Raw genomic sequence first — 22264 nt, 5'->3', positions numbered from 1 at the left:
ATGGATAAATTTTGAGTTATGATAAAGCCGGGAGAGGTTTCCCAGCTTTATTCCGAAGGGTTCACCGGCTTACTGGTAGTAGCCGATGATAATATTGAGGGTGGCGCTGCCCAGCACCGCACCGATGCAAGACACAATCGCCACCACAATGCGGTTGTTCCACTTTTTCTGATCCATCTCATCCGCCGCACTTCGCCTGATACAGAAATAGATAATGAGCAGACCCGCCACCACGGGAGCAAGAATCATCAGCCATGTGGTGGCGTCCTGAATGAGCTTTTCCGTACCCTTGGCAATCTGGCTGTCGCCAATCCCGGCGGCATAGGCCACTGTGCTGTTTTGGAGCAAAAGAAAAGCGGTGAGCATTCCTACGCTTACCGCCTTGCCTTTTGCTCCGATTTTTTTAATCATCTGTTCCATCTTCCTTTTCATTGTGTTTGGAACCTCCTTTCCGAAACCCTTTTTCTGAGAAAATTGCGCCCATCTGAGAAGCAAATGCCTGTGACTTCTGCTGGGCTTCTTTCATCTGCAAGTCCTTGGCGTAATACACCCAAATGTTCCACAAGGGAATATCGCCTGTCATTTTGGACAAAACCGGCCGGGCTGCTTCTCTTGCTTCCCGAACCAGACGGTTATGCTCCTTGCCTCCCAATCCGCACATCTGATTAAAATACCACTGCGACAGATCGGGAGCGTTCATCATAGCCGGATGGGAACGGCTGATGACGATTTGTGCCGGCCGCTGGATTCTGCGGATTTCGTCCGTTGTCAAAAGCTCCCTTGCCACAAGGCTGATGCTGTGGGAGCTGGATGGGTTGACATACCTCCCATGCTGGCTGGAAAGCTGATAGGCGCTGGTGGTGTACTTGCCCAGCTTGTCGCACACCTCCTGCAAGGTTTCCTTATCATCCGCTTGCAGATAAATCCATGTCTGGCAGTTGGATTTAACGATAGCCGCCGTTTCTTTGTCATATTTTAGGGAAAGTTGTTCAAAGGATTGCAGATAGAGGTTAAATCTGCACCCGCGTCCGCCCGCTACGGTCAATTTATTGGGAAAATCATTCAATTTTGTAAAATTCCCGAATTCATCAAGCACGAAGTTGACCCGCCGTTCCAGTCTGCCGCCCCGCTGATCGGATTGGCGGACCAGCAGCTCATAGAGCTGGGATACCATCAGACTGGCAATGGGGTAATAGGTGGTCTTTTCATCCGGTAAAATCATAAACAGCGCCTGCTTTTTCTGCCCGATCTCCGATATGTTGTAGTCGCTCTTATGGGTGACAGCGTAGACCGAACGGCTGGTAAACAGACGCAGGGTAGTCAGTGCCGAAGTATCAAAGCTGCCCTTGGTGCGGCTTGGCGCAACCTCGGCAATAGACATGAGCGCCCGTGCCGGGTGGCTGCTGGGCAGCTTCTTCATGTACTCGCTCATAGGGGTTTTGCCGCCCACGGATTTACTCATTTCCGCAATAAACCAGTATACATTGGTCAGGTTCTGATACTCCGGCCGCTTTTTGTTATCCGCCACCACACAGAGAATCGCCGCCGCTATGGTGGATTTCTCACCGTTTTCCCAAATCTTCTCGTTGGAAACATCATCGCCCACAAGGATGTTGGTAATATCCCACGCATACATTTCCGCACGCTCCATGTCACCCTTGTTGACCGCATCAATGACCGGCTGAAGGAGATTATACCGGGTGCTTTTTTCAGGGTTCTTAAAATCCAGACAGATTACCTCATAGCCCAACTTTTTCAGGAATGTGGAGGTGTAGTGAAACAATTCTGCCTTGGGGTCACTGATAATCTGACTCTCCCCGGCAAGCCCCAGCATACAGATGGACTGGATGACAAGGCAGCGGGTCTTGCCGGAACGGGTAGCGCCGATGGTCAGGGTATGGGTATCATCGGGAATGTAGTAGAGCCGCTCGGACGGCTCCCCAAGCTCTTTACTGCTGATTTTTTCCGTACCTACCACGATGCCGCCCTCATCAAACAGCTTGTAGGGGTCTGCTTTTTCTTTCTCCTGTTTCGGTTTATCCTGTGGGACAGCCGGAGTATCCTGCGGCTGTTCCTTGGTTAAATGCGCAGCCGCAAGGTCATAATCCACCGTTTCAAAGCCCTCATCCTGTATCAATTCCTCCTTTTCCTCCTTTGGATTTATAGGAACAGGCGGTGCGGCGGGTTTGTCCTGTGCCGCCGTACCTTGCCCGGTTTCCACTTGCTCTAAAAGCATATCTTCATTTTCGCTTTTCTTCACAAAGGGCAGATCATCAAAGCCGGTGTCCAGCAGCTTGCGGATGATGGGATTTGCCGGATGGATAATCTGTGTTCCAAACACCTTTCCTTTTTCTTCTTCCCGCAGCCACCGGGCTGAGCCATGCTGATACTGTCCTACCGGGGCAGGCGTAAAAATGTCCTCGGCTACCTGTACAAGCTCACTTTGGTAGGGTCGGTTATTCTGCACCCAGAACAGGACACAGCATAGGCACAGAAATCCCTCAAAGGATAAGAACAACAAAAGCTGCTGGCGCTGGGTGAACAGCCCTGCAATACAATCCCATAACGGGAGTAAAGTCAAGGTACGGACCCGATGCGACAGCAGCCCATGCAGAGCCGCAGTAAAGAACAGGTTGAAAATTGTGCCAAGGCCAATGATGATGGAGCCTAAAATGAGCTTTTCCTTTTTTTTCATCGGCAAAGCTCTCCCTCCGGTTCTGCGGCTGGCTGTAAAGCAGTATCAAATTCTGGATAAGTCTGCCTGATGCAGTTTATCGTTTCAGGCGCAGGAACACCCCATACATCGCCGCGTCCAACCGCCATGCGATCCCCGTCCACGGGATGTGTTAGATGGATGGTATCGCTATGGACATAATCCGGGCGGCAGCCGGGGCCATGGGTAACAGTCCATATCTGATTGCGGGATGTCCGATACTCCGGTTTTAGATGTTCATGCCGAAGTACCACAAACTGCCCCTCGTAGCTTTCCTGCCTGCTTTCAGGGGTACAGTCGAGCGAGGTCAAAAGCCTGTTTTCATCGGCACTGATTGGATAGTGCGCCGGGTCATGGGGATGGGTCACGAAAAATATCGGTATCTTATGCTCCATAGCAAACGTTACCTCGCCTTGCATTCCTTGACTGAATGTGGTTCCCATGACCCATAGCTCATCGGATTTTTCCAGCAGGGCAAGGCCAAGCTGTAAGCCCTGTTCACGCTGTTCGGGAATGGTATCATTGCACCATTGGCTGAAAATGATGTGAGGGGCAATGGGGAGTACACCCTGCTCCCCGGCAAGGCGGCAATATTCCACAGCATTTTTAATATTGGTGTTATAGTCCCCGTGCAGGGGACTTGCGATATACACCATGTTCAAGTTGTTCACCTCCTGAAAGACAAAAAAATGCCCCCTGCACCATCAATACGGTGTAGGGGGGCGGTTGCCGTGATTCTGTTTACATATCCAATTTAGGGTTCGTAGCCGAAGTCCTCGGCTTCCTCACCATGGTCATGGGACTCCTTTGCGGCATCTTCCTTGAAGTCCGAGGGTTCCGGCTCACTGGCTGACCGGTCAAGCTGCTTTTGTAAGAACAAGCTGACAGGGGCGCTGACAGGCTGGATTTTCGCCTCCTCCTGAATCAGCTCGTTATAGTACAAAACATAGGTTTTGAAGTTTGTGTTCAGCGTAGACAGCAGGCTATCCTCGGAAACAATCAGGTCACTCACTTCCTCATAAAGCTGGCGCAGTTCAAAAAGAGGGACAGCGGCGGTGGTCAGATCGTAAAGCAGATATTCGCCCTGACGGGTTCCAAAGGCTACTGCCATATCAGACATGAAATGATCGGCTACCGCCTCATGGACAGCAAAGAAATCCTGTCCGTCTGACTGCACGAAATAGATACCGTTTCTCACCGGAACGGGCAGGGGGCTGTCTTTGCCTTGCTGGACAGGCGGGGGGCACTCGCCAAAATAATCGGTCAGACGCAGTTTGCCGTCACGCCTGATTTCCTCCATCATCTCCACCGCTTTGGCTTCCATGCGCTTGCAGGCAGCCACACGCCGCTGAAGCATTTCATACATGGGAACATCCTTGATGTCCTCGCCGTAGCAGAGCCAATCCCCATCCTGCTCTGCCATGGAAATGGCTTTGTCCGACAATACCTCCTTGGCCTTATCTTTCGGGACCATAATCCCCTCGCGCTCAATGCCGTTTTCATCTGTTGCTGCAATAACATAAATATTCAGTGCGATTTCAAGGGCAGTATTGATATTGCCCCAAATCGACTCTCCACTTGGATGGTTCATAAAATCACTCTCCTTATCTGATGGGTTGCTCAACTACACCTACATAATACAACTATATATCCGTATAATCAACCACTATCGTTAGCTTATATTTTGTTGTGTTATATAGCATAATAAAAGAAGGATAGAATATGGGAGGATAACGATGGATTTAGCTCAAAAATTCAAACAGCTCCGAACAGGAAGGGGCATTAGCGTCTATAAGCTGTCAAAGGAAACTGACATATCGGAAAATTATATCCGCAAAATTGAGAAAGGCACAAGCCAGCCGTCTGTGCTGGTTCTTGAAAAACTGTTGAAACGCCTTGGCACGACAATTTCGGAATTTTATAACGAAAGTAACGATGTGCTGTACCCCACTGCATACGAACGGGAGCTTGTAGAAAGTGTCCGTGTGCTAAGTCAAGAAAAAGCAGATGCGGTTCTCCATTTCGCAAAGCTGATGGCAAAATAACCGGCTGCCCTGACAAGGCAGCCGCTTTTTTTATTCCCTTTCGATTCCCCGTTCCATGCTGCCAAAGAGCCAGGAGAAGTCCAGCGCCTTTTCTCTTTTTTGCAGTTCCGGCACAATGTCCTCGATCTTATCCACCAGCCGTTCCACGGAATTGAGATCATCCTGCGTCATGTCGTTGTCAATGGTACGCATTTTGACCAGCCCCGCATAGATGACCTTCAAATCCGTTTCGGAAAAAAGCCGCTTTTCATCAATCAGGCCGCTTCTGGCGGCGAAGCTCTCAAAGGCATCCTCCTTGTTATAGAAATACTGGCGCTGAATCGGGTTTTTCTTTTCATCACAGCGGTAGGTGGAAAGCACATATTCAAACAGGGGATGATGCTTGCAGGCCAGAACCACGCCGTTATGCTCATTGATTTTATACAGGTTGTTGGGCAGCTTCACGGCGGTTTCCTCGTCAAAGGGCTTATCCGAACATATCCCGCAAGCCACCGCTGTGGACTTGGCAAGGGTCTGTATCCTGTCCATGAGCTTATCCTGCACCTCCACAAAGGGATTTTTCATCAGCATGTCATTCTTGGTGAAAAAGGCGATCAGCTTATCCCTGTGATAAATATCCGCCACATAGTCCGGCGAAGTGGAGGGCTGTACGGTAAACCCTTTCTTTTGCAGGGTTTCAAAATAGCTTTGGTAAAATTCGGTTTTGGTTTTCATAGGCACTCTCCTTACATTTCATTCTGAAAATAATGGCGGGGGGTGAGGTCAATCTGCCCCGGCAGGCTTTCTTCAATCCTTGCCATCAATTCACGGATACGGCTTTCCTGCCCGCCGTCCATCTCATTATCCAGCATGACGCACCTTGCACAGCAGGACACCAGCGCCCGGAGTTCATCGTGAGAAAAGGAAAGGGGCGCCGGTATCTTTAAGCCGCTGCGCTCCAAAAAATCATCCTGTGCCAGTACGGGGTCGTAGAAGAAATGTTCCCTGTAAAAGCGTTTGGTGTTGTGCTTCGGCATGGCTTTCTGACAGGTGACAAACTCATATCCAAACAGCGTCGTGCGGCGGCAGAGGAGCACCACCCCCGCACTTTCAAACACCTTGATATAGGAGCCGCCTGTCAGCAGGACCGTTTCCGTCCGTTCCATTTCCGCAAAAGGCGGCTGCATACAGCAGGAAAGGCCGGTGCGGGTTTCTCCGGCCGCCTGTTCCAAAGCCCGGACCTTATCGCCGCCATAGGTTTCAAAAATAAGCTCCCCATCCTGTGTAACCACACAGAACAGGGAGTTTTCATCATAGACTTCGGCAGCTATATCGCTTTCCATAATGCTATCCACACGGAAACCCATTTTGGTCAGCCGTGCAAAGAAGTCCTCAAAAAATTCTTGTCTCGTTTTCAATTTACATTCCTCCCTGAAGGTTAATGTTCATAGCCTTTATCCTGCAGCTTCAAAAACAGTTCCTTTTTCGCGTCCTTTGACAGCTCCCGGCCGTTTTTCTTCTCCCAATCATCAAATCGGCTGTCATTATCACGGGTCAGACCGGAAAGCATATCCAGCGCCTCCATTAACATCTGCTCGGCAAAGTAGGAACGGCGGGCGCTTTGGTATTCCCCGGACTTTATTTCATAGTCCAGCCGGTTCAAGGTCTTTACCATACCCAGCACACGGTTTGCAATAATTTTGTCCGCTTCCCCGGCAAAGCGGTTCCGCAGGCTGCCAAGGTATTCGTCACTGCCGCCGTAGAGCAGAGCCATTTTCATTTTGCTGTCTATGTAGCTTTCTTTCTGCTCCCTAAGTGCAGGGACATTCTCTAAAAGATACGCCACCAGCTTATCCACCTCGGCCTTGATTTCCGGTGTCAGAAGCTGATAGGCAATGCGGCCGGTGGGCGGGAGCGCGGATTTAAGACGGAATACACGGTCGGCGGTTTCATTCAGTACCACATCGTCAAAATCAAAGCTGCCGGATAGCTCATTTTCCTCGTCATAGTCATCACGGAGCCGCTTATACTGATCCTTGCCCAGCCGCCGCAGATGCTGTTCAAACTCGTCTACCAGTTCATTGCTGATACTGCGCAGTTCGGCGGTGGACTTGTTTTTCTGCTCCCCATAGGCACGGATGCGCTCGGCAAAGGTATCTTTAATGAGCTGCTTTCTGATGGCATTGGGAACGGCAGGCGGGGTAAAGGGATTTTTGACCCGTGACGAGGTATCCCAAAACACCACATGGATATGGGGGTGGCGCTTTTCTTTGTGGAGTGCGCACGCCCATTGCAAATGCTCACGCCGGATATTGTTTTTTTCGGCAATGGTCATCATGTGGTTTTCAATATACCTCTGCCATGCCTTTTGGTCGGTCAGGTTCAGTTCGGCGGCTGTTTCCTCGTCAAACGAAATCACGCTGCGGTACATGGTGATATGCTTTTTGGAATTGGCAAAGACCAGCCTTGCCGCATCACGCCAGTCCTCAAACTCGGTAACGGGACCAGGGGAGAGCTTCCCGAACAGCCCATGGTTCATGCCCTCATTTTTGGCAACCCTCGGACGGGTGGCGATATAGCGCACATGGGCATAATTCTTACCAGCCGTACTTTTATAATTGGGATTTTTGAATCTCTGCTTATAGACTAAAAGGGAGATTGCCCATCACCTCCCGTCAGCGTTCCCATTCATCCTCGCCGGACTCCAACATCCGGTTTACTTCCCTGATATTGCGGTCGTCCTCCGCGGCCTCCGCTTCGCAAACAGTGCGGTAATTTTCCATTGTGGAGTGATACCGCCTGCTTTCCTCCAAAATGAATTTCATGCCCCCTGCGGTGCTGGGCGGCAGAGTTTCATAGGGCTTATAAAACGCATAGCGGTTAAAACCGGCTTGCGGATCGGGTTCGAGCATATCCAAAAATTCCTCATACCCAAAGGGACAGATACGGTTCACCTCCTGACAAGCAAGGTTCACGCCGGAGAGAGTATCGCTGTCCCGGAGGTTGGCAAGAATCAATGCTCCAATCGGTTCACCGGCTGCCAGCTTTACCTCAACTTGTTGCGTGCCATGGGCTAAAATCTCCGAAGCCGGGGAACGGATGCCGATACTGCCCAAATGCTCCGCCAGCTCATAAGCTCCGCAGGGCAGCTCCACCACCAGCGTACCGCCCTGATAACGGATAACTCCTGTAATCATAATAAATTCACCTTACCTTTCCGGCTCTGTGGCCTCGTCCTGCACCATGTCCGCAGTCATGGTCTTTTGAAACTGCTCAAATTGCTGCTGGATATGCTTGCTTTGCTGATAATGGCTGTCATCCAGCTTGATTCCAAGCTGTCCGTTCCGTCCCGGCTCCAAAACAACCTTAACCTCCCCGGTAGCAATATAAAAGGAATTGCACACCATTTCCAAGTAGGGATAGCCCAGCCGTGAGATTTCAAAGGGAGTAGCCTTGCAAGGGCTGTTGTAGGAAAACAGGTTGTGGGCAATGTCAACGACAAAGCGTGTGCGCTCGTCATAGTCACGGGTTGCCCGTTTCATGCCGGTGAAGCCGATGCCGTCCACGTTGACAAATCTGCGGGCGGTTTCGTAAAGCTCCGGGTCATAGGACAGCAGATAAAAAGCCGCATGATAAGCGGGGTCGAGATTGTCAGCCCGCTTTGTCAGTGCGGCAAGTTCTTTGTATCGGTTTGCCTGTGTCATAAATGCCTCCATTTCTTAATCACAGCTTATCCGCAAGCCTGCGCAGATTATCTGTGTCCTGCAAAAAGCTGTTGATTTGAAAATCCTTTTTCTGCATATAGTCAACGCCCAGCGTGACGGCCTCGTTCAGCATTTGGTCAAACTGATCCTCCGTACCCTCATGGGCAATGTTCATTAAAACCTTAATCAGCAGGAAAAAGGCAGCGGCATCAATTTTGCCGGACTTCATGTGCATTTTGGCAATGCGGTTTGTCTGCTGCTCCACAACCGCCTTGATGTCCTCAAGATGGTAAACTGCCATGAGCTCCTGCCGGATGATGCTGGCGATAAAATCAATGTTCTGGCTATAGCCCTCCACGGACAGCCCTCTTTCGATAAACTGCCGTAGCTGTTCGGCAACTCCGATATTGTTTGCGGCCGCCAGTTTTTTGATTTGTTCGGCGGTATGGGCAGGCACTTTCACACAGAGTTGGATTGTCGGTTCTTGTTTCAAAAACTCACCTCATTTCTGAGAAATGGCATAAAAACAGCCGACAGTCCTTTTACTGTCGGCAATATATGTTTAATGTCGTTGTAGCCTTTGGCTACAAGCTGTTTCCCGGCGAATGGGACATTCGCCTATTCCTGCCTTAACTCCAAAATCTAAGATTTTGGCATTAAGTAGCCCCCACCGGCAAGCGGTGGGGGCGTGGTCGCTTCGCTCCCTAAAAAGGGCGAAAATAAAGGTATTTCCAAGTTGTTTCTGTTAAAAAATACGGCAAACTTATTATAATTTGAATTGCTATATCGCCACTTTTCTTAATTTTCATAAAAATCACAAAATACATTGACAATTATCTATGTATCGGCATATAATACACATAGACAATTATCTATGTGAGGTGATTTAATTGGGCAATAAATATGCCGAAAATGTTGGGCTATTCAAAGCCCTTGCGGACACAAACAGGCTTATGATCGTGGATATGCTATCCTGTGGTGAGCTTTGTGCCTGCAAGATTTTAGAGAAGTTCCATATTACACAGCCGACCTTATCCCACCACATGAAAATCCTCTGCGATTGCGGTTTAGTGAGTGGGCGTAAGGAAGGCAAGTGGACGCATTATTCTCTGAACAACGACAAAGCACAGGACTTGAAAAACTTTTTGAACTCCATCACTACCGACAAAGAAGATTGTATTTGTAAAGAGGGGGAATGCACCTGTGGAAAAGGGTAAGCAAAATCAAGGCATCGGCTTTTTTGAAAGGTATTTGACAGTATGGGTGCTGCTTTGTATGGCGGCGGGTATTCTGATCGGTAAATTTCTACCTGTTATCCCGTCCTTCTTAGGCCGATTTGAGTACGCACAGGTGTCTGTCCCCATTGCCATTTTGATATGGCTGATGATTTTCCCAATGATGCTCAAGGTGGATTTCAAGAGCATTAAGAATGTGGGCAAAAATCCTAAGGGACTTTTTGTAACGTGGGTAACAAACTGGCTGATTAAGCCCTTTACCATGTTCGGCATTGCAAGCCTTTTTTTCTTTGCAATATTCAAAACACTCATTCCAGCGGACTTGGCAAAGGACTATCTGGCCGGGGCCATCCTGCTCGGGGCTGCCCCCTGTACGGCGATGGTATTTGTGTGGAGCCACTTGACAAAGGGCGACCCCGCTTATACGGTGGTGCAAGTTGCGACCAATGATTTAATTATCCTTATGGCCTTTACCCCGATTGTCGCATTCCTGCTCGGCGTGAGCGGTATTTCTATTCCATGGGATACACTCCTGTTATCAGTTGTACTTTTCGTTGTCATCCCGCTTACGGCGGGCATCATCACGAGGACGCAGCTTATCAAACACAAAGGCGCAGATTACTTCAATCATACGTTCCTACCGAAATGGAACAACATCACCGTCGTGGGCCTGCTTTTGACGCTGATTATCATTTTTTCATTTCAAGGCAATGTCATTTTAGAAAACCCGCTGCACATCGTTTTGATTGCCGTGCCACTGATTATTCAGACCTTTCTGATTTTCTTTATCGCATACTTGGCAAGCAAGGCACTCAAACTGCCGCATAACATTGCCGCCCCTGCCGGAATGATTGGCGCGTCAAACTTCTTTGAGCTTGCGGTTGCGGTTGCCATCGCCCTGTTTGGCGCACAATCGCCCGTAGCGTTGGCTACCATTGTCGGTGTGCTGACCGAAGTGCCTGTCATGCTGATACTTGTTAAGATTGCCAATAACACAAAGAAGTGGTTTCCTGCAGAAAGCAGCTAGTTATTGATTTTATCTATACCAATTTAAGGAGTGATTTTTCTATGAAAACAATGTCTATTTACGAACCGGCCATGTGCTGTGAGACCGGCATCTGCGGCGTCGGCGTCGATCCCGAACTGCTCCGCATTTCTACGGTATTTCATAACCTGCAAAAGAACGGCATTACCGCTTCCCGTTTTAACTTGAACAGCGCCCCACAGGCGTTCATCAACAATACCGACATCAACAAACTCATCATGGGAGATGGTGTAGGGTCTTTGCCTGCCACAGTCATTGACGGAAAAATTGTTAAGACAAAGGCGTACCCGACCAATGAGGAAATTGCGGCATGGCTGGAGATCCCGGCCTCGTATCTGGAAGCGATTGAAACGAAAAAGTCGGATGGCGGGTGCTGCTGCGCAGAGGGCTGCTGCCAATGAAACAATTTGACTTGCAACATCTAAACCTCACAAAATACCTGTTCTATACCGGCAAGGGCGGCGTTGGGAAAACCTCTATCGCCTGCGCCACCGCTGTCACCCTTGCCGACAACGGGAAAAAGGTGCTGCTTGTCAGCACCGATCCCGCTTCCAACTTGCAGGATGTGTTCAGCACCGAACTAGATAGCAGCGGTGTGCCGATTGCGGAAGTGCCGGGGCTTGTGGTCGCCAACCTCGACCCGATACAGGCGGCGGCGCAGTATAGGGAAAGTGTTGTCGCACCCTATCGCGGCAAGCTACCGGAATCCGTTATCATAAACATGGAGGAACAGCTTTCCGGCTCCTGCACGGTTGAGATTGCCGCTTTCAATGAGTTTACGAACTTTATTACGGACGAAGCTGCCGCAAGGGAATACGACCACATTATCTTTGATACCGCCCCCACTGGCCACACTCTGCGGATGCTGCAACTGCCCAGCGCATGGAGTAATTTTATCAGCGAAAGCACACATGGGGCGTCTTGCCTGGGACAGCTTTCGGGCCTCGAAGATAAAAAGGAAATGTATAAACAAGCGGTGGCTACTTTGGCAGACGGTAAATTGACTACCCTTGTCCTTGTATCCCGGCCCGAAGGCTCTCCGCTCAAAGAGGCAGAGCGTGCTTCAAAAGAGCTTGCCGATTTGGGCGTGCACAATCAACTTTTGATTATCAACGGCGTACTTTCGGCTTTTGACGACGGTATATCGGAGAGCCTGTACGCCAAACAACAAAAGGCGCTTGCCGATATGCCTGCCGAACTGAAGGACACAGCCACCTATTTTGTGCCGTTGCGCGCCTATAACATCACCGGCATGGAAAACGTCCGCAATCTGCTCCAAAAAGACAGCTTTACCCTAAGCGGCGAAACCCTGCATACCACCGACATTCCGACGCTCCGCAAGGTCATTGACGATTTGGACGCAAGCGGAAAAAAGGTGATTTTCACGATGGGCAAGGGCGGCGTTGGAAAAACGACGATTGCCGCTGCCATCGCGCTCGGCCTGTCGGCCAAAGGGAAAAAGGTACATCTGACAACCACCGACCCCGCCGCCCATCTAAAGTTTGTCATGGACGAAACCAGCGGCATCACCATGAGCCATATTGACGAAAAGGAAGAACTCCGGCGTTACCAGGAGGAAGTGCTGAAAAAAGCGCGGAAAACCATGTCGGAAGATGATGTTGCCTATGTGGAGGAAGATTTGCGCTCTCCCTGCACACAGGAAATTGCTGTGTTCCGCGCCTTTGCCGAGATTGTAGATCGGGCCGAAAACGAGGTTGTTGTCATTGATACCGCCCCCACAGGCCATACGCTGCTGCTTCTGGATTCTACCCAAAGCTACCACCGTGAGGTTAAGCGCACACAAGGGGATATTCCGGAGTCGGTTAAAAAGCTACTCCCCCGGCTGCGCAATGCCGATGAAACGGCGGTTATCATCGTAACTCTTGCCGAAACCACGCCTGTTTTTGAAGCTATGCGGTTAGAGGAAGATTTGAAGCGCGCCGAGATTGCAACAAAATGGTGGGTTATCAATTCATCCCTGTACGCCACCGAGACGGGCAATCAGCTATTGAAAGCTAAGGCCAGTCATGAAATCGAATGGATCAACAAGGTAGATGAACTTTCCCACGGTCATTTCTCCGTTATTCAGTGGAGCGCAGAAGATGTTAAGGGCAGTAATTTACTTTCACCTTTAGGGGGTGAATGAATATGAATAAGGTTGCATTTATTTGCGTGCATAATTCTTGTCGTTCTCAAATTGCAGAAGCCCTTTGCAAGCATTTTGCGGGAGATGTGCTGGAGAGTTATTCAGCCGGAACGGAGACAAAGCCGCAAATCAATCAAGACGCTGTGCGGCTTGTAAAACAGATTTACGGGATCGACATGGAACTGACTCAGTATTCCAAACTGCTGTCCGATATTCCACCCGTTGATATTGTTGTTACAATGGGTTGCAACGTGGAGTGTCCTTTCCTGCCCTGCAAGCACAGAGAGGATTGGGGATTAGACGATCCAACGGGCAAGAGTGATGAGGTATTTATTGAAGTCATTAAAGCTATTGAATCAAAGGTAAAAGAATTAATAACAATTTCATGAGCATCATAGAGCATTAATAAGTAAAGGTGGAAAGTTTTACATAAATTCTTTTCACCTTTACTCATTTCCAGTGTTTTATCGTTCCTGTCCTTGTTCACGTTCCGTCTGTGAAATATGGGTAAGACCTTTTCGCAAATCAAGTAGATCAAGGTTAAAATCCTTGTTTACAGGTGTTTGAATAAATGTCTTGTATTCCAAATCAGCAAAGGTTTCAGCGGAAAGCTCCGCCTGCACCTGACCATGATTGTGTGGTGTACCGTCTTTTAGCTTACCGTCCATGTCGTTGTCATAGCAAAAAACAATCTCGGTGATTTCAGAATGGTGCTGAAGGTAACGGTATAGCGCCTTATCCGACAGGCATCCCTCGGCCACCCGGTGATCCTGCCGCCAGTCAATCCCATGGAGTTTGCACAGGGTAGCATGGCTCATAGCGTCAATGGGTGCTTCAAAACTGTAAACACGGTTAGAATGCCCCTCCATGCAAAAACCGTAGGTCTTATCCGAGTTCTCCACATCCTGCCGAAAGCTGCTGTCTGCGCTGGGCGCCCGTAAAGCACAATAGCGTGCTTTTCCGGTTTCGTCGTAGCCGACAAATGCACAGTTATGAAAAGCGTAGGTACGGCCGTCCTTTTTGGCTTCCGTTCTGGCGCCATAAACCTTTCCCGCATTTATCATGGCATAGACGATTTCCTTGTCAATACCACGGGTTTTAGTCAGATAGGCAATGGTGCGGTTGAAATCCTTGTCCTTGGGCGGCAGTATCAAATCGCCTTTGGGATTTTTTTCGCTGGGCGGGATATAGTGTTCGGTCATTTCATAGGCGCGGCAACCTAAAATCATTTCCACCGCGCCCTTGAAATCCTGCCCAAAATAGTCCTTCACAAAGTCGATGATATTTCCTTTTCGCTCGGTCGTAAAACAATAATATCCTCGTCCATGGTTGAAAAGGTAAAGACCGCCGCTGTTCTTCACATGAACAGAATGGCGGTCGCCTTTTTCAATCTCAAAGCCGTGTTGTAAGGCAAAATCAATCATATTCGTGTCAAAGACCTGTTTCATCTGTTCTTCGGTAAATGGCATGGGCCTTGACTGTATTCTCAATCTCACTCACCTCCATCATAAAATCGCCCTAAAAGCAGGACGGTCAGCGTTCCATATCCATATCCTTGTTTTCTTCAGACAAGAGCTCCGCCGTGCGCTCCTGAAAGGTTTGCAGAATCTCCTTGATACCCTCCGGCAGCCTACTCTTGGAAATATGAATGTCACCGGAAATATCCGCTGTGTAGCAGTAATCATAGGGCAAATACCTTGCGGTAATTTCACCGGAAAGAGCCTTCGGCAAATCATTATGCCCCTGTGAAACGATGCCATATTTACAGAGAAATTCTGTTTGGCAGTGTTCACCGGAGGATGAGAGGTCTATGCCCAGCAGAGCAAGGGCAATTTCTTCAGTTTTCTTTCCCTGTATCACGCCGGGAACTACGGCATAGTCCTCCTGTATATCGCCATGGCCGCAAACAAGCCGAGTACCGCCATACTGCTCCAGCATAGCCGTATGCAGGCGGTTCAAAATCCCTTTCGCATACGCTTTTTCCTCCGTTTGGTAGGAACGGTCAAGCTCGTTGTAGTCGATAAAAGGCAGGATGTGTGCATTGATATAGTCAATATAGCTGTCGAGCTTACTTTGATTTTCTTCCATGTTATCTCTCCATTCCGTCATTGCCGTCCTGCAAAAGCCCAAGCATACGCATTACATCCTCTATGCTGTCGCTTGCGGAGGGCATAATCTTGATTTCACATTCAACATGGTGGGCTTCCTCATCGGTGTACTGCTCCGGCTCCTGAAACCGCTCGGTGTAATATTGGAGCTGCCTGTCAGTCAGGGAAGTATCATTTCCCGCGCCATCGTCAGCACAGATGAAAAAGGTGCCGCAAATAATATCACCGTGATCCAGGCGGCGGTTTCCGGGCAGTCCGTCCAGCTTGCCCTCATCATTGCAGTAAAGGTGGCAGTCAGGCTCCGGCAGCGGAACAAACTCAATACAGCCGTCCACCAGCTTCTGCATCGCCCGATAATCATTTTCAATCTGCTGGGGATAAGGAACCTTTCCCGGCTCCACCACCAGAACACGGATTTTATTGTCCGCCGTTTGCTGTTCAGGCTGGATAATATGAAACTGATCCTCATTTGGTATAAGTGCAAGTGAACGCCCATTCTGCCATGCCATGTGTAGCTGGCCTTGGTCATCAACGTGTTTCACCACGCCCTGCAAGCCGTCAGGCATATCTCGCTCTCCTTCCATGTGGTCAAGCTGGATGCGTGTGCCGGGCGGATATTTCTTTTTAATCTGCTCCACCTGATAAGGTTTCAAAAATCCCTGCATTGTGATCTCCTTTTCCAAAAAAGTATCGGGGCATCACCATGGCTGGCGATGCCCCGAAGCAAACATTTTTTACTTATTCAAAGTGATATTCCACCGTATAGGTAATATTGGATTTGTTATACATACACGAGTGGTTGGTATAATAGTAAAATTCCAGCTTAGAATATACGCCGGGTGTTAAATTCCGGCTGAAGGATATGCCATTGCTGGTCGTCCCGTAGTCAAGCTGATCCCACGTGCCGGTTGTTACATTGTATCCACGCACTCTACCATAGTCCTGCCCACTGTGACCGGAAACGGGAGGTACATTAAAGGTATAATTTGCAATGGTCGCCCCCTCAATCCCGTTTTCGTTGATGGTGGAATCAGGACCGGTCAACATCATGCCACCGCTGCCGTTTGCATCCATAACAAAGAAAACAATGGCTGCCCATGGCGACTCTGCGCCGGTGCTGTCAACGGCTTTCACCCTTACGGTGTTTTTGCCGAGAGGATAGGTAGACGTCTGTGACGGCCTGCCCTCCCAAACATAGGTGATGCTATCTCCGTCCAGGTCAGAGCTGGTTGCAGTGATGGTAACAGGCGTTCCCGGCACAACACTGTTACCGCCCGGTGTTCTTGTAATCTCAGGGCGAGTCGGCGCAGAGTTGGCAACGGTAAAGGTAACTGCCGCCCAATCGGAAACACCGCCATAATTGTCTTTCGCTCTTACCTTGACGGTATGCGTACCAACAGGATAATAGCGATCAGCAGTCATGTTCTGATACTCATAGCTAACAACATCACCGTCCGGGTCTGTGCTGCTTGCTGTAAAGTTCACAAGGAAACTTCCGCCCTTGGCTGTTCTTGTTATGCTGGCTGAAAAAGCAGGCGTGCTGGGTGCGGCATTGGCGACAGTAAAGGTTGCCGATGTCCAATCCGAAACCCCGCCATAACTGTCTTTCGCCCTTACTTTGACGGTATGCGTTCCAAGGGGGTAATAATTGTTGGTGGTCTTACCCTCAAACTCATAAATGACAGCATCTCCGTCCGGGTCGGTGCTGGCAGCCGTGAGGTTCACCAAAAATTTGCCGTCAGCATATGTCCTTGTCACATCGGCCGTTAGGGTCGGTTTGCTGGGTGCGGTATTGGTAATCGTGATAGTTTGGGTGCAGGCAAACACTCTGTTCAGTTCATCCGTGATGGATGCAGTGAGCTGATAGCTTCCTGCTGTATCCACATGAACCGTGCCGCCGCCATTGTCCAGCGTCCCCTTAAAGAAGTCGGAAACTGCCACGGCTGCGCCATCCTTCGTTGCCGTCCATACAATACTCTTGCCGTTCAGATTGATGGAGCTGCTCATGTTGACAACAAAGTTTTGCCCTGTATGAATCGCCGCTGGCATAGAGAAATCGCAGTTGTAAAGGGGGAAAATGCTGATCTGGCTACTGGCGGTAAACATCCTGCCCAGCGCATCTGTCATAGATGCTGTCAGACGGTATTCACCATTCCCGGTAAAGCGGATTTTACCGCCCTGTGCATTGAGAGAGCCGCTGACAGCCTGCTCCAAAGGAATGACCGTACCGTTTTTCATCAGTGACCATTCCACCGGCAGCACATTGTTGTTTCCCCTCGTTCTGACCTCGATCTGCGTGTCGGTATGCCCGGTGGCAGGAAGTTCAAAGGAGAGGGAAAGCACCGGCAAGACTTCTATTTTTCCGCTGTTAAAGTGGAATACCCGTCCTGTGGCGTCTGTCACCCGTGCCTGCAAATCATATACTCCCGCGCGTTTGAAGTGAATGGAGCCGCCCTGATTGTTCAGTTGGCCGTCGATGCAGACCGCCCAATCCTGAAAACCAAAGGTATTGTCAACATACCATACCGCCGTCAGTCCCTCCATATCGGTGAGGATAGTATCAACCGTCACCATGTCATCGGTGTGGACAGCGGCAGGCAGACTGAAAGCAATGCCGGGGATTGGGTAAATCTTGACAGTCTTGCTGTCCTCAAAAGTCCTCCCGGCCTCATCGGTCACGGCTGCGGTCACGGTATAGCTGCCTTTTTCTAAAAAGCGGATAGAACCGCCCTTGTCGGTCAGCTCATGCTCCGGCTGCACCGGCACATTGTCTTTTGCCATGCTCCAAGCCACAGGCAGGGAACCGGCATTTGACAGCTTGACAGAAGCCGTTGCCGCCTTGTCCGTGTGGGTTTCCTTGGTAAGCTCCATTACAACCGTGATGACGGGATAAACCTTAACAGGGGCGGTATAGGTAAAGCTGCGGCCGGTGCTGTCGGTAACAGCCGCCTGTAAATTATATTCGCCAACCTCATTAAAGCGGATTTTACCGCCGTCATTGGTGAGGGTTCCATCAAAGCCGTCCATCAGTGTGATCGGCTTGCCGTCCTTCGTCAAGCTCCATTCGGCAGTCAATCCCGCCGTTTCCTGAAAGCTGGTCTTGACCTCTACGGCCGTATCGGTGTGGACCTGAGAGGGAATATAAAAACCTGTTTCCGCAACAGGATAAACCACAGTGCTGGCCTCATGTTTGTATTCTCGTCCGAGGGCATCAAGCAGGATGGCTTTCAGTGTATAGGAGCCTTTCTGCTTAAAGCGGACCGTGCCGCCCTCATTAGTCAGGCTGCCCTCCAGAACGGATGTAAGCGGGGTGCTTTCTCCGTTATAAAGCACCGTCCATTCAGCGGTCATGTCCTGCAATTCAGAGGACACCACCTTTACCGTGGCAGGTTTATCGGTGTGGGTAGTGGCAGGAAGGTCAAACGAAAAAGCGGCCACAGGATAGATTTTAATATCCGCTTTTCCGCTGAACGCCCTGCCAGCCTTATCGGTAGCTGTGGCGGTTAGGCTGTAATCGCCTTTGCCGAGGAAACGCACCGTACCGCCGGTATTGTCCAGCTTGCCCTCCATACAGTCGGCCAGGGAGATTTCTTTGCCGTCCTTGGTCACAGTCCATGCAAGTGTGAGATCTCCCAACTCCTTGGTATTCACAGCAACGGTAACAGGGGTATCGGTGTGGGCGGCGACAGGAGCCTGTACGCCAATTTCGATAATAGGATAAACCTCTACATCAGCTTTGCCGAAAAATTCCCGGCTGGTTTCATCGTAGGCGGCAGCCTTCAGGATATAGCTGCCCTTATCCTTGATTTGGATAGAGCCGCCATCATTGGCAAGGGAGCCTGTTACAGCTTCCTGCCATTTCACCTCGCTGCCATCCTTGTAGATGTGCCAGTTTAATTGCTGTTTCACATTGTCAGAAAGCGTAGTTTTTACCGCAAAGGATTGATTCGTATGGGCGGTTTTGTCTGCTTCTATCTTGATGTCAAAGGTGGGGTGAATGGTGATTTTCTTGGTAAAGATATAGGCACGGTTGCCATAGTTTTGAGCTGCGGCAGTCAAAACATACTGTCCCGGCTGGGTAATGGTGATTTTCCCGCCATTCTTATCAAGCGTGCCTTTCAGAAAATCCCCCTGCGGGGTATCTTTTCCGTCCTCGGCAACAGTCCAATCCAGCGACTTCACGTTGCGCAGCGTGGTCTTTACCTCAAACTCCATATCCGCGTGACTGTACTCAGGGATAAGGATTTCTACCACAGCGGCGGGATAGCTGGTACTGCCGCCCCCTGAACCGCCGCCCGGTTTGTCAGGCGTACTTGGCTTTTCTTCCTGTTTCGGCGGCTCGGTGGGCTTCACAGGCTCACTCGGCTTTGGTGTGGGGGAAGCAGGCGGTACGGTAGGCTTGGGGGTTGGAGTAACCGGTGGCATGGTAGGGTCGGCAGGCTTTACCGGCTTGGGGGATACAGGCGGTTTTTCCGTAGGCTTTGCAGGGTAAGGCTTATCCTTGCCCTGTTCCGTATCCTTGCCGCCGTTCTCGGTTTCCTCCGGCTTGCTATCCGTGGTGCCCTGCTGAATTGTGCCATCAGGCAGATTGCCGGGGCTTCCTTGGTCAATTTTCGGAATTACGATTTTGTCGCCGGGGGTGGGAGCCGGATTGTCGCTGTCCGTCACAGCAGGCAGTGACGGGTCTTTCTGTGAAAGCTGAATGGAGCAGCTTACCAGACCGATAATAAAAATAATCAGGGCGATGATGGAAAGCACCACCACCGCCCGTTTGGTTTTGGGATTCATCTTCTTTTTCATTCTCTATCCTCCATTTCAAATTCATGTTCTTGCTCCAAAGCAGATTCGATTTCTGCCTTTGACATGGCACACTCCGCTTTATGGATGATGCGATCCAGCAGGGGAGCCTTTTCGGGATTGTTCTCCATCCCTGCCTGTACCGCAAGAGAGCAGATTTCCCGCATTTCCTCATGGGAAAACAGCGGGGTGCAGTCCTGCTTGAAATATTGCAAGGTGTCCCGTTCCTCGGCTGTCATGCCGAACAATGCGCCCCTGTACTGGTGCTTTTGAAAATCGTCACGGCCGGCAAGCAGCTCCTTGGAGCCGTCCGGGGAAAGGGCATAGCAGGCAAGACCGTTTTTTACCGCCTTTTCCGCATCCAATGGACCGGTCAGCACCAAATCGTCGGCAGTATAGCCATGGTCATGGAGCCGGTCACGATCCAGCCTTTTTACATAGTCATCAATCCCCATCGGCTCGGTGGCGTCCCAAAACAGTCCGTGTGCTTCTATGACCGCACGGGCAAACTGATCGGAGTTTTCCACCTGAAATGCAATTCGTTCCACTGTACCGTAACGCTGGGCGATAGATTGATAATTCTCGTCATACTCCCGATAGGAAAAGGTGCGCAAACCGTTGGGGTTCTTGAACACTACTTCTACGGCAGCCGGTTCAAAGGAATGGGTGCAGAGATAGTCCAAGTGCTTCTGATAATCTATCTCCACAATATCGCCCATAACTTTTTCATCCCACATACCTTTCAGTTCAATCCAAAAGGTTTTAACGTGTTCGCTCTTATTCCCGGCGCCGTAGTAATTCCATGTGTTATGCGCATTGGTTCTGCGGATGTAGACATCCGGCTCCGCAAAGCACCATGTTCCGCTGCCCCGGCTCATCCAGAGGAAACGCCGTTCAGCATTACGGTCATTGGCGGCCGCCCGCAGTTTTTCCATATCGTAATTGAAGTCCGTTTGATAATAGTCGGTGTTATGCTCCACAATTTTTTGGAGAGTTTCCAGCACATCCACATTCAAAAAATGGGCGTTCCCATACAGGTGGTAGCCTTGCCCCTTGAGTGCCTCACGCAGATCCGCCATGATTTGTTCTCTGGAGCCACGGACAGAGCAGCCGTTATGCCGGTTTCTGTCTGCAAAATCTTCACCCATATCAACCCGAAACAGGCGTAAACCCTTGCTTTGGGGGAGGACAAAGTTACATACCGATTCCGGCTGATAATCGACGGAACGAATTTCCTCAAAAACCCGGCGCATATCGCCCTCCACAACAGGTGTACCTTGCCGGATTTGCCCTAACTGGTCACGGGGCATGGTGAGCGTCCACAGGGAATAATCGTCCGGGCCGAATTTGGTAATGGTGTTGATTTGGCTATATTCCATGCTCATCCTCCTGTTCCTGTACCGTTTGCTGCGTAACGACTTCTTGGGGCAAATTGTCCTCCAGCTTTTCGATCACATCCTGCAATTTTCTCTCGCTGTCAAAGGTCAAGTCATCGTCATGCTTTCCACGAAACACGCAGGACTGATACAGAACCGCCATTTCTTCCTCCGTGAAAAGCTGATTTTCGTCAATCAGGCCGGAGCGCACGGCAAAATCCTTCAAAGCGCCCTCATAATTGGTTTCATAATAATGTCCGAGGGTCACGCCGCTGCGGTCATAATCATACTGCCATGTGACAAAGCGGATTTCATTGTCCTTGGACTGCTTGGCGGCAAGAAGATGATTGCCAAACTCCGAAATCAGCCGGAAGTCCCGGACACCCTCACAGTCAAGCGGCTTTGCGTTCAAATACAGATCATAGCGTTCTTTTAGGTCTAACAGCAGGCTGTGAAGCTCTTTCCGTTCTTCCACAAAAGGGCTGTCACGCCTGAAACGCATGGCGCCGGTCTTTTCAAATTTGCAGATTTCCTCCTGGTTCCGAAAAGCAGACAAAAGAAGCTGCGGGTCATTCTCCGCAGCTTCTTCACGAACAGAATACCCTAAGACTGATGCTTTTTTCTTGAAAAGCTCGGCCAGTTCGGGCGAAATATCGTATTTCAAAAAAATCCCTCCTATCTATCCATTTCTTCTGAATCTACATCAACAGGGTCATTCTCCATTTCAAGCAGGCTTTCTCGGAACGCCGGGAAATCCCCATCCGAAATACCGTAGTCACGCCAAGCATTCCAGTCAGGGAGCAGAGAGGTATCCTCCGGGGATAGTTCTGAGTAATCGGACAGGCTGATGATTTCCGGTATATCACGTTCTCCCATCTGCATAGGTGCAAGAACCGGGATAAGTTGAGTAGCCAAATAGTTTTGGTCATAGCACCTATCAATGAAACCCATACGAGTATTAAGGAGAAAATGACCTTCCAAAGTTTCCATGGTAATTCGAGGTGCAAAGGGGTATTTTGCGATAAAGGCAGCAATGTTTTCTGCGTCTGCCTTGATACAAAGCTGCATGTCCTCATCCAGCCCCTGTGTGTAAGCTGCTAAGTATTTCTGATTCAT

Annotated in this window: 23 protein-coding genes; 6 read left to right on the top strand and 17 right to left on the bottom strand. The window is 49.9% G+C overall.

Features of this window, described 5'->3' with window-relative positions; all coding sequences use genetic code 11:
- Nucleotides 1-69: 69 nt before the first annotated feature.
- The 4 genes from V6984_RS06110 to V6984_RS06095 form a co-directional block, all read right to left on the bottom strand.
- On the bottom strand, nt 70-432 hold the full coding sequence (locus V6984_RS06110) for an Mbov_0395 family pilin-like conjugal transfer protein (protein ID WP_342758892.1): 363 nt from the start codon (nt 430-432) through the stop codon (nt 70-72).
- Nucleotides 404-2695: a VirD4-like conjugal transfer protein, CD1115 family gene (locus tag V6984_RS06105; protein ID WP_342758891.1), complete on the bottom strand. Its 2292-nt coding sequence runs from the start codon at nt 2693-2695 to the stop codon at nt 404-406. The genes V6984_RS06110 and V6984_RS06105 overlap by 29 nt, the downstream gene beginning before the upstream one ends.
- Nucleotides 2692-3369 (bottom strand): DUF4406 domain-containing protein, encoded by a 678-nt coding sequence (locus V6984_RS06100; protein ID WP_342759949.1) that lies wholly within the window; start codon nt 3367-3369, stop codon nt 2692-2694. The genes V6984_RS06105 and V6984_RS06100 overlap by 4 nt, the downstream gene beginning before the upstream one ends.
- Before the next feature lie 98 nt (nt 3370-3467).
- Nucleotides 3468-4304, bottom strand: a complete 837-nt coding sequence (locus tag V6984_RS06095) for a hypothetical protein (RefSeq protein WP_342758890.1) — start codon at nt 4302-4304, stop codon at nt 3468-3470.
- Nucleotides 4305-4449: 145 nt separating this feature from the next.
- On the opposite strand from V6984_RS06095, the gene V6984_RS06090 reads away from it, so the two are divergent.
- On the top strand, nt 4450-4758 hold the full coding sequence (locus tag V6984_RS06090; RefSeq protein WP_342758889.1) for a helix-turn-helix transcriptional regulator: 309 nt from the start codon (nt 4450-4452) through the stop codon (nt 4756-4758).
- A gap of 30 nt (nt 4759-4788) precedes the next feature.
- Here the strand turns inward: V6984_RS06090 and V6984_RS06085 are convergent, their stop codons facing one another.
- The 6 genes from V6984_RS06085 to V6984_RS06060 are packed head-to-tail and all read right to left on the bottom strand — an operon-like array spanning nt 4789 to nt 8934.
- Nucleotides 4789-5472, bottom strand: coding sequence for a hypothetical protein (locus V6984_RS06085; protein ID WP_342758888.1), 684 nt, complete (start codon nt 5470-5472; stop codon nt 4789-4791).
- Between the two features lie 11 nt (nt 5473-5483).
- The gene (locus V6984_RS06080; RefSeq protein WP_342758887.1) at nt 5484-6155 is read right to left on the bottom strand and encodes a hypothetical protein; all 672 of its coding nucleotides are present in this window, start codon (nt 6153-6155) and stop codon (nt 5484-5486) included.
- Nucleotides 6156-6175: 20 nt separating this feature from the next.
- The gene (gene mobP3, locus V6984_RS06075) at nt 6176-7396 is read right to left on the bottom strand and encodes a MobP3 family relaxase (protein WP_342759948.1); all 1221 of its coding nucleotides are present in this window, start codon (nt 7394-7396) and stop codon (nt 6176-6178) included.
- 16 nt (nt 7397-7412) lie between these two features.
- A complete protein-coding gene (locus tag V6984_RS06070) occupies nt 7413-7934 on the bottom strand; it encodes a hypothetical protein (RefSeq protein WP_342758886.1) in 522 nt (173 codons plus the stop codon).
- A gap of 12 nt (nt 7935-7946) precedes the next feature.
- On the bottom strand, nt 7947-8441 hold the full coding sequence (locus V6984_RS06065; protein ID WP_342758885.1) for a hypothetical protein: 495 nt from the start codon (nt 8439-8441) through the stop codon (nt 7947-7949).
- Between the two features lie 19 nt (nt 8442-8460).
- Nucleotides 8461-8934 carry a hypothetical protein gene (locus V6984_RS06060; protein ID WP_342758884.1) on the bottom strand — a complete coding sequence of 158 codons (474 nt, stop codon included), beginning with the start codon at nt 8932-8934 and terminating at the stop codon, nt 8461-8463.
- Nucleotides 8935-9331: 397 nt separating this feature from the next.
- Between V6984_RS06060 and V6984_RS06055 the strand changes: the two genes are divergently transcribed.
- The 5 genes from V6984_RS06055 to V6984_RS06035 are packed head-to-tail and all read left to right on the top strand — an operon-like array spanning nt 9332 to nt 13256.
- Nucleotides 9332-9658, top strand: coding sequence for a metalloregulator ArsR/SmtB family transcription factor (locus V6984_RS06055; protein WP_342758883.1), 327 nt, complete (start codon nt 9332-9334; stop codon nt 9656-9658).
- A complete protein-coding gene (arsB, locus tag V6984_RS06050; RefSeq protein ID WP_342758882.1) occupies nt 9645-10703 on the top strand; it encodes an ACR3 family arsenite efflux transporter in 1059 nt (352 codons plus the stop codon). The genes V6984_RS06055 and arsB overlap by 14 nt, the downstream gene beginning before the upstream one ends.
- Before the next feature lie 41 nt (nt 10704-10744).
- Nucleotides 10745-11122 (top strand): arsenite efflux transporter metallochaperone ArsD, encoded by a 378-nt coding sequence (gene arsD / locus V6984_RS06045; RefSeq protein WP_342758881.1) that lies wholly within the window; start codon nt 10745-10747, stop codon nt 11120-11122.
- Nucleotides 11119-12867, top strand: coding sequence for an arsenical pump-driving ATPase (arsA, locus tag V6984_RS06040; protein ID WP_342758880.1), 1749 nt, complete (start codon nt 11119-11121; stop codon nt 12865-12867). Before arsD ends, arsA begins: the two co-directional genes overlap by 4 nt.
- The gene (locus V6984_RS06035; RefSeq protein ID WP_425324234.1) at nt 12864-13256 is read left to right on the top strand and encodes an arsenate reductase ArsC; all 393 of its coding nucleotides are present in this window, start codon (nt 12864-12866) and stop codon (nt 13254-13256) included. Before arsA ends, V6984_RS06035 begins: the two co-directional genes overlap by 4 nt.
- 75 nt (nt 13257-13331) lie before the next feature.
- Here the strand turns inward: V6984_RS06035 and V6984_RS06030 are convergent, their stop codons facing one another.
- From V6984_RS06030 to V6984_RS06000, 7 genes are all read right to left on the bottom strand, one after another.
- Nucleotides 13332-14363 carry a DUF3991 domain-containing protein gene (locus V6984_RS06030; RefSeq protein WP_425324233.1) on the bottom strand — a complete coding sequence of 344 codons (1032 nt, stop codon included), beginning with the start codon at nt 14361-14363 and terminating at the stop codon, nt 13332-13334.
- A 37-nt stretch (nt 14364-14400) separates the two neighbouring features.
- On the bottom strand, nt 14401-14955 hold the full coding sequence (locus V6984_RS06025) for a hypothetical protein (protein ID WP_342758877.1): 555 nt from the start codon (nt 14953-14955) through the stop codon (nt 14401-14403).
- A 1-nt stretch (nt 14956) separates the two neighbouring features.
- Complete coding sequence (locus tag V6984_RS06020; protein ID WP_342758876.1) at nt 14957-15640, bottom strand: DUF3846 domain-containing protein; 684 nt, start codon at nt 15638-15640, stop codon at nt 14957-14959.
- 73 nt (nt 15641-15713) lie between these two features.
- Nucleotides 15714-19775 carry an S-layer homology domain-containing protein gene (locus V6984_RS06015; protein WP_342758875.1) on the bottom strand — a complete coding sequence of 1354 codons (4062 nt, stop codon included), beginning with the start codon at nt 19773-19775 and terminating at the stop codon, nt 15714-15716.
- Nucleotides 19772-21151: a hypothetical protein gene (locus V6984_RS06010; RefSeq protein WP_342758874.1), complete on the bottom strand. Its 1380-nt coding sequence runs from the start codon at nt 21149-21151 to the stop codon at nt 19772-19774. The genes V6984_RS06015 and V6984_RS06010 overlap by 4 nt, the downstream gene beginning before the upstream one ends.
- Nucleotides 21141-21812 carry a hypothetical protein gene (locus V6984_RS06005; RefSeq protein ID WP_342758873.1) on the bottom strand — a complete coding sequence of 224 codons (672 nt, stop codon included), beginning with the start codon at nt 21810-21812 and terminating at the stop codon, nt 21141-21143. Before V6984_RS06005 ends, V6984_RS06010 begins: the two co-directional genes overlap by 11 nt.
- An 11-nt stretch (nt 21813-21823) precedes the next feature.
- Nucleotides 21824-22264 (bottom strand): hypothetical protein, encoded by a 441-nt coding sequence (locus tag V6984_RS06000; protein WP_342758871.1) that lies wholly within the window; start codon nt 22262-22264, stop codon nt 21824-21826.

Origin of the sequence: Kineothrix sp. IPX-CK, assembly GCF_039134705.1 — a bacterium.
GTDB lineage: Bacteria > Bacillota > Clostridia > Lachnospirales > Lachnospiraceae > Kineothrix > Kineothrix sedimenti.
Note: the sequence above shows the minus strand (reverse complement) of the source record. Positions and strands in the feature narration are given on the sequence as shown.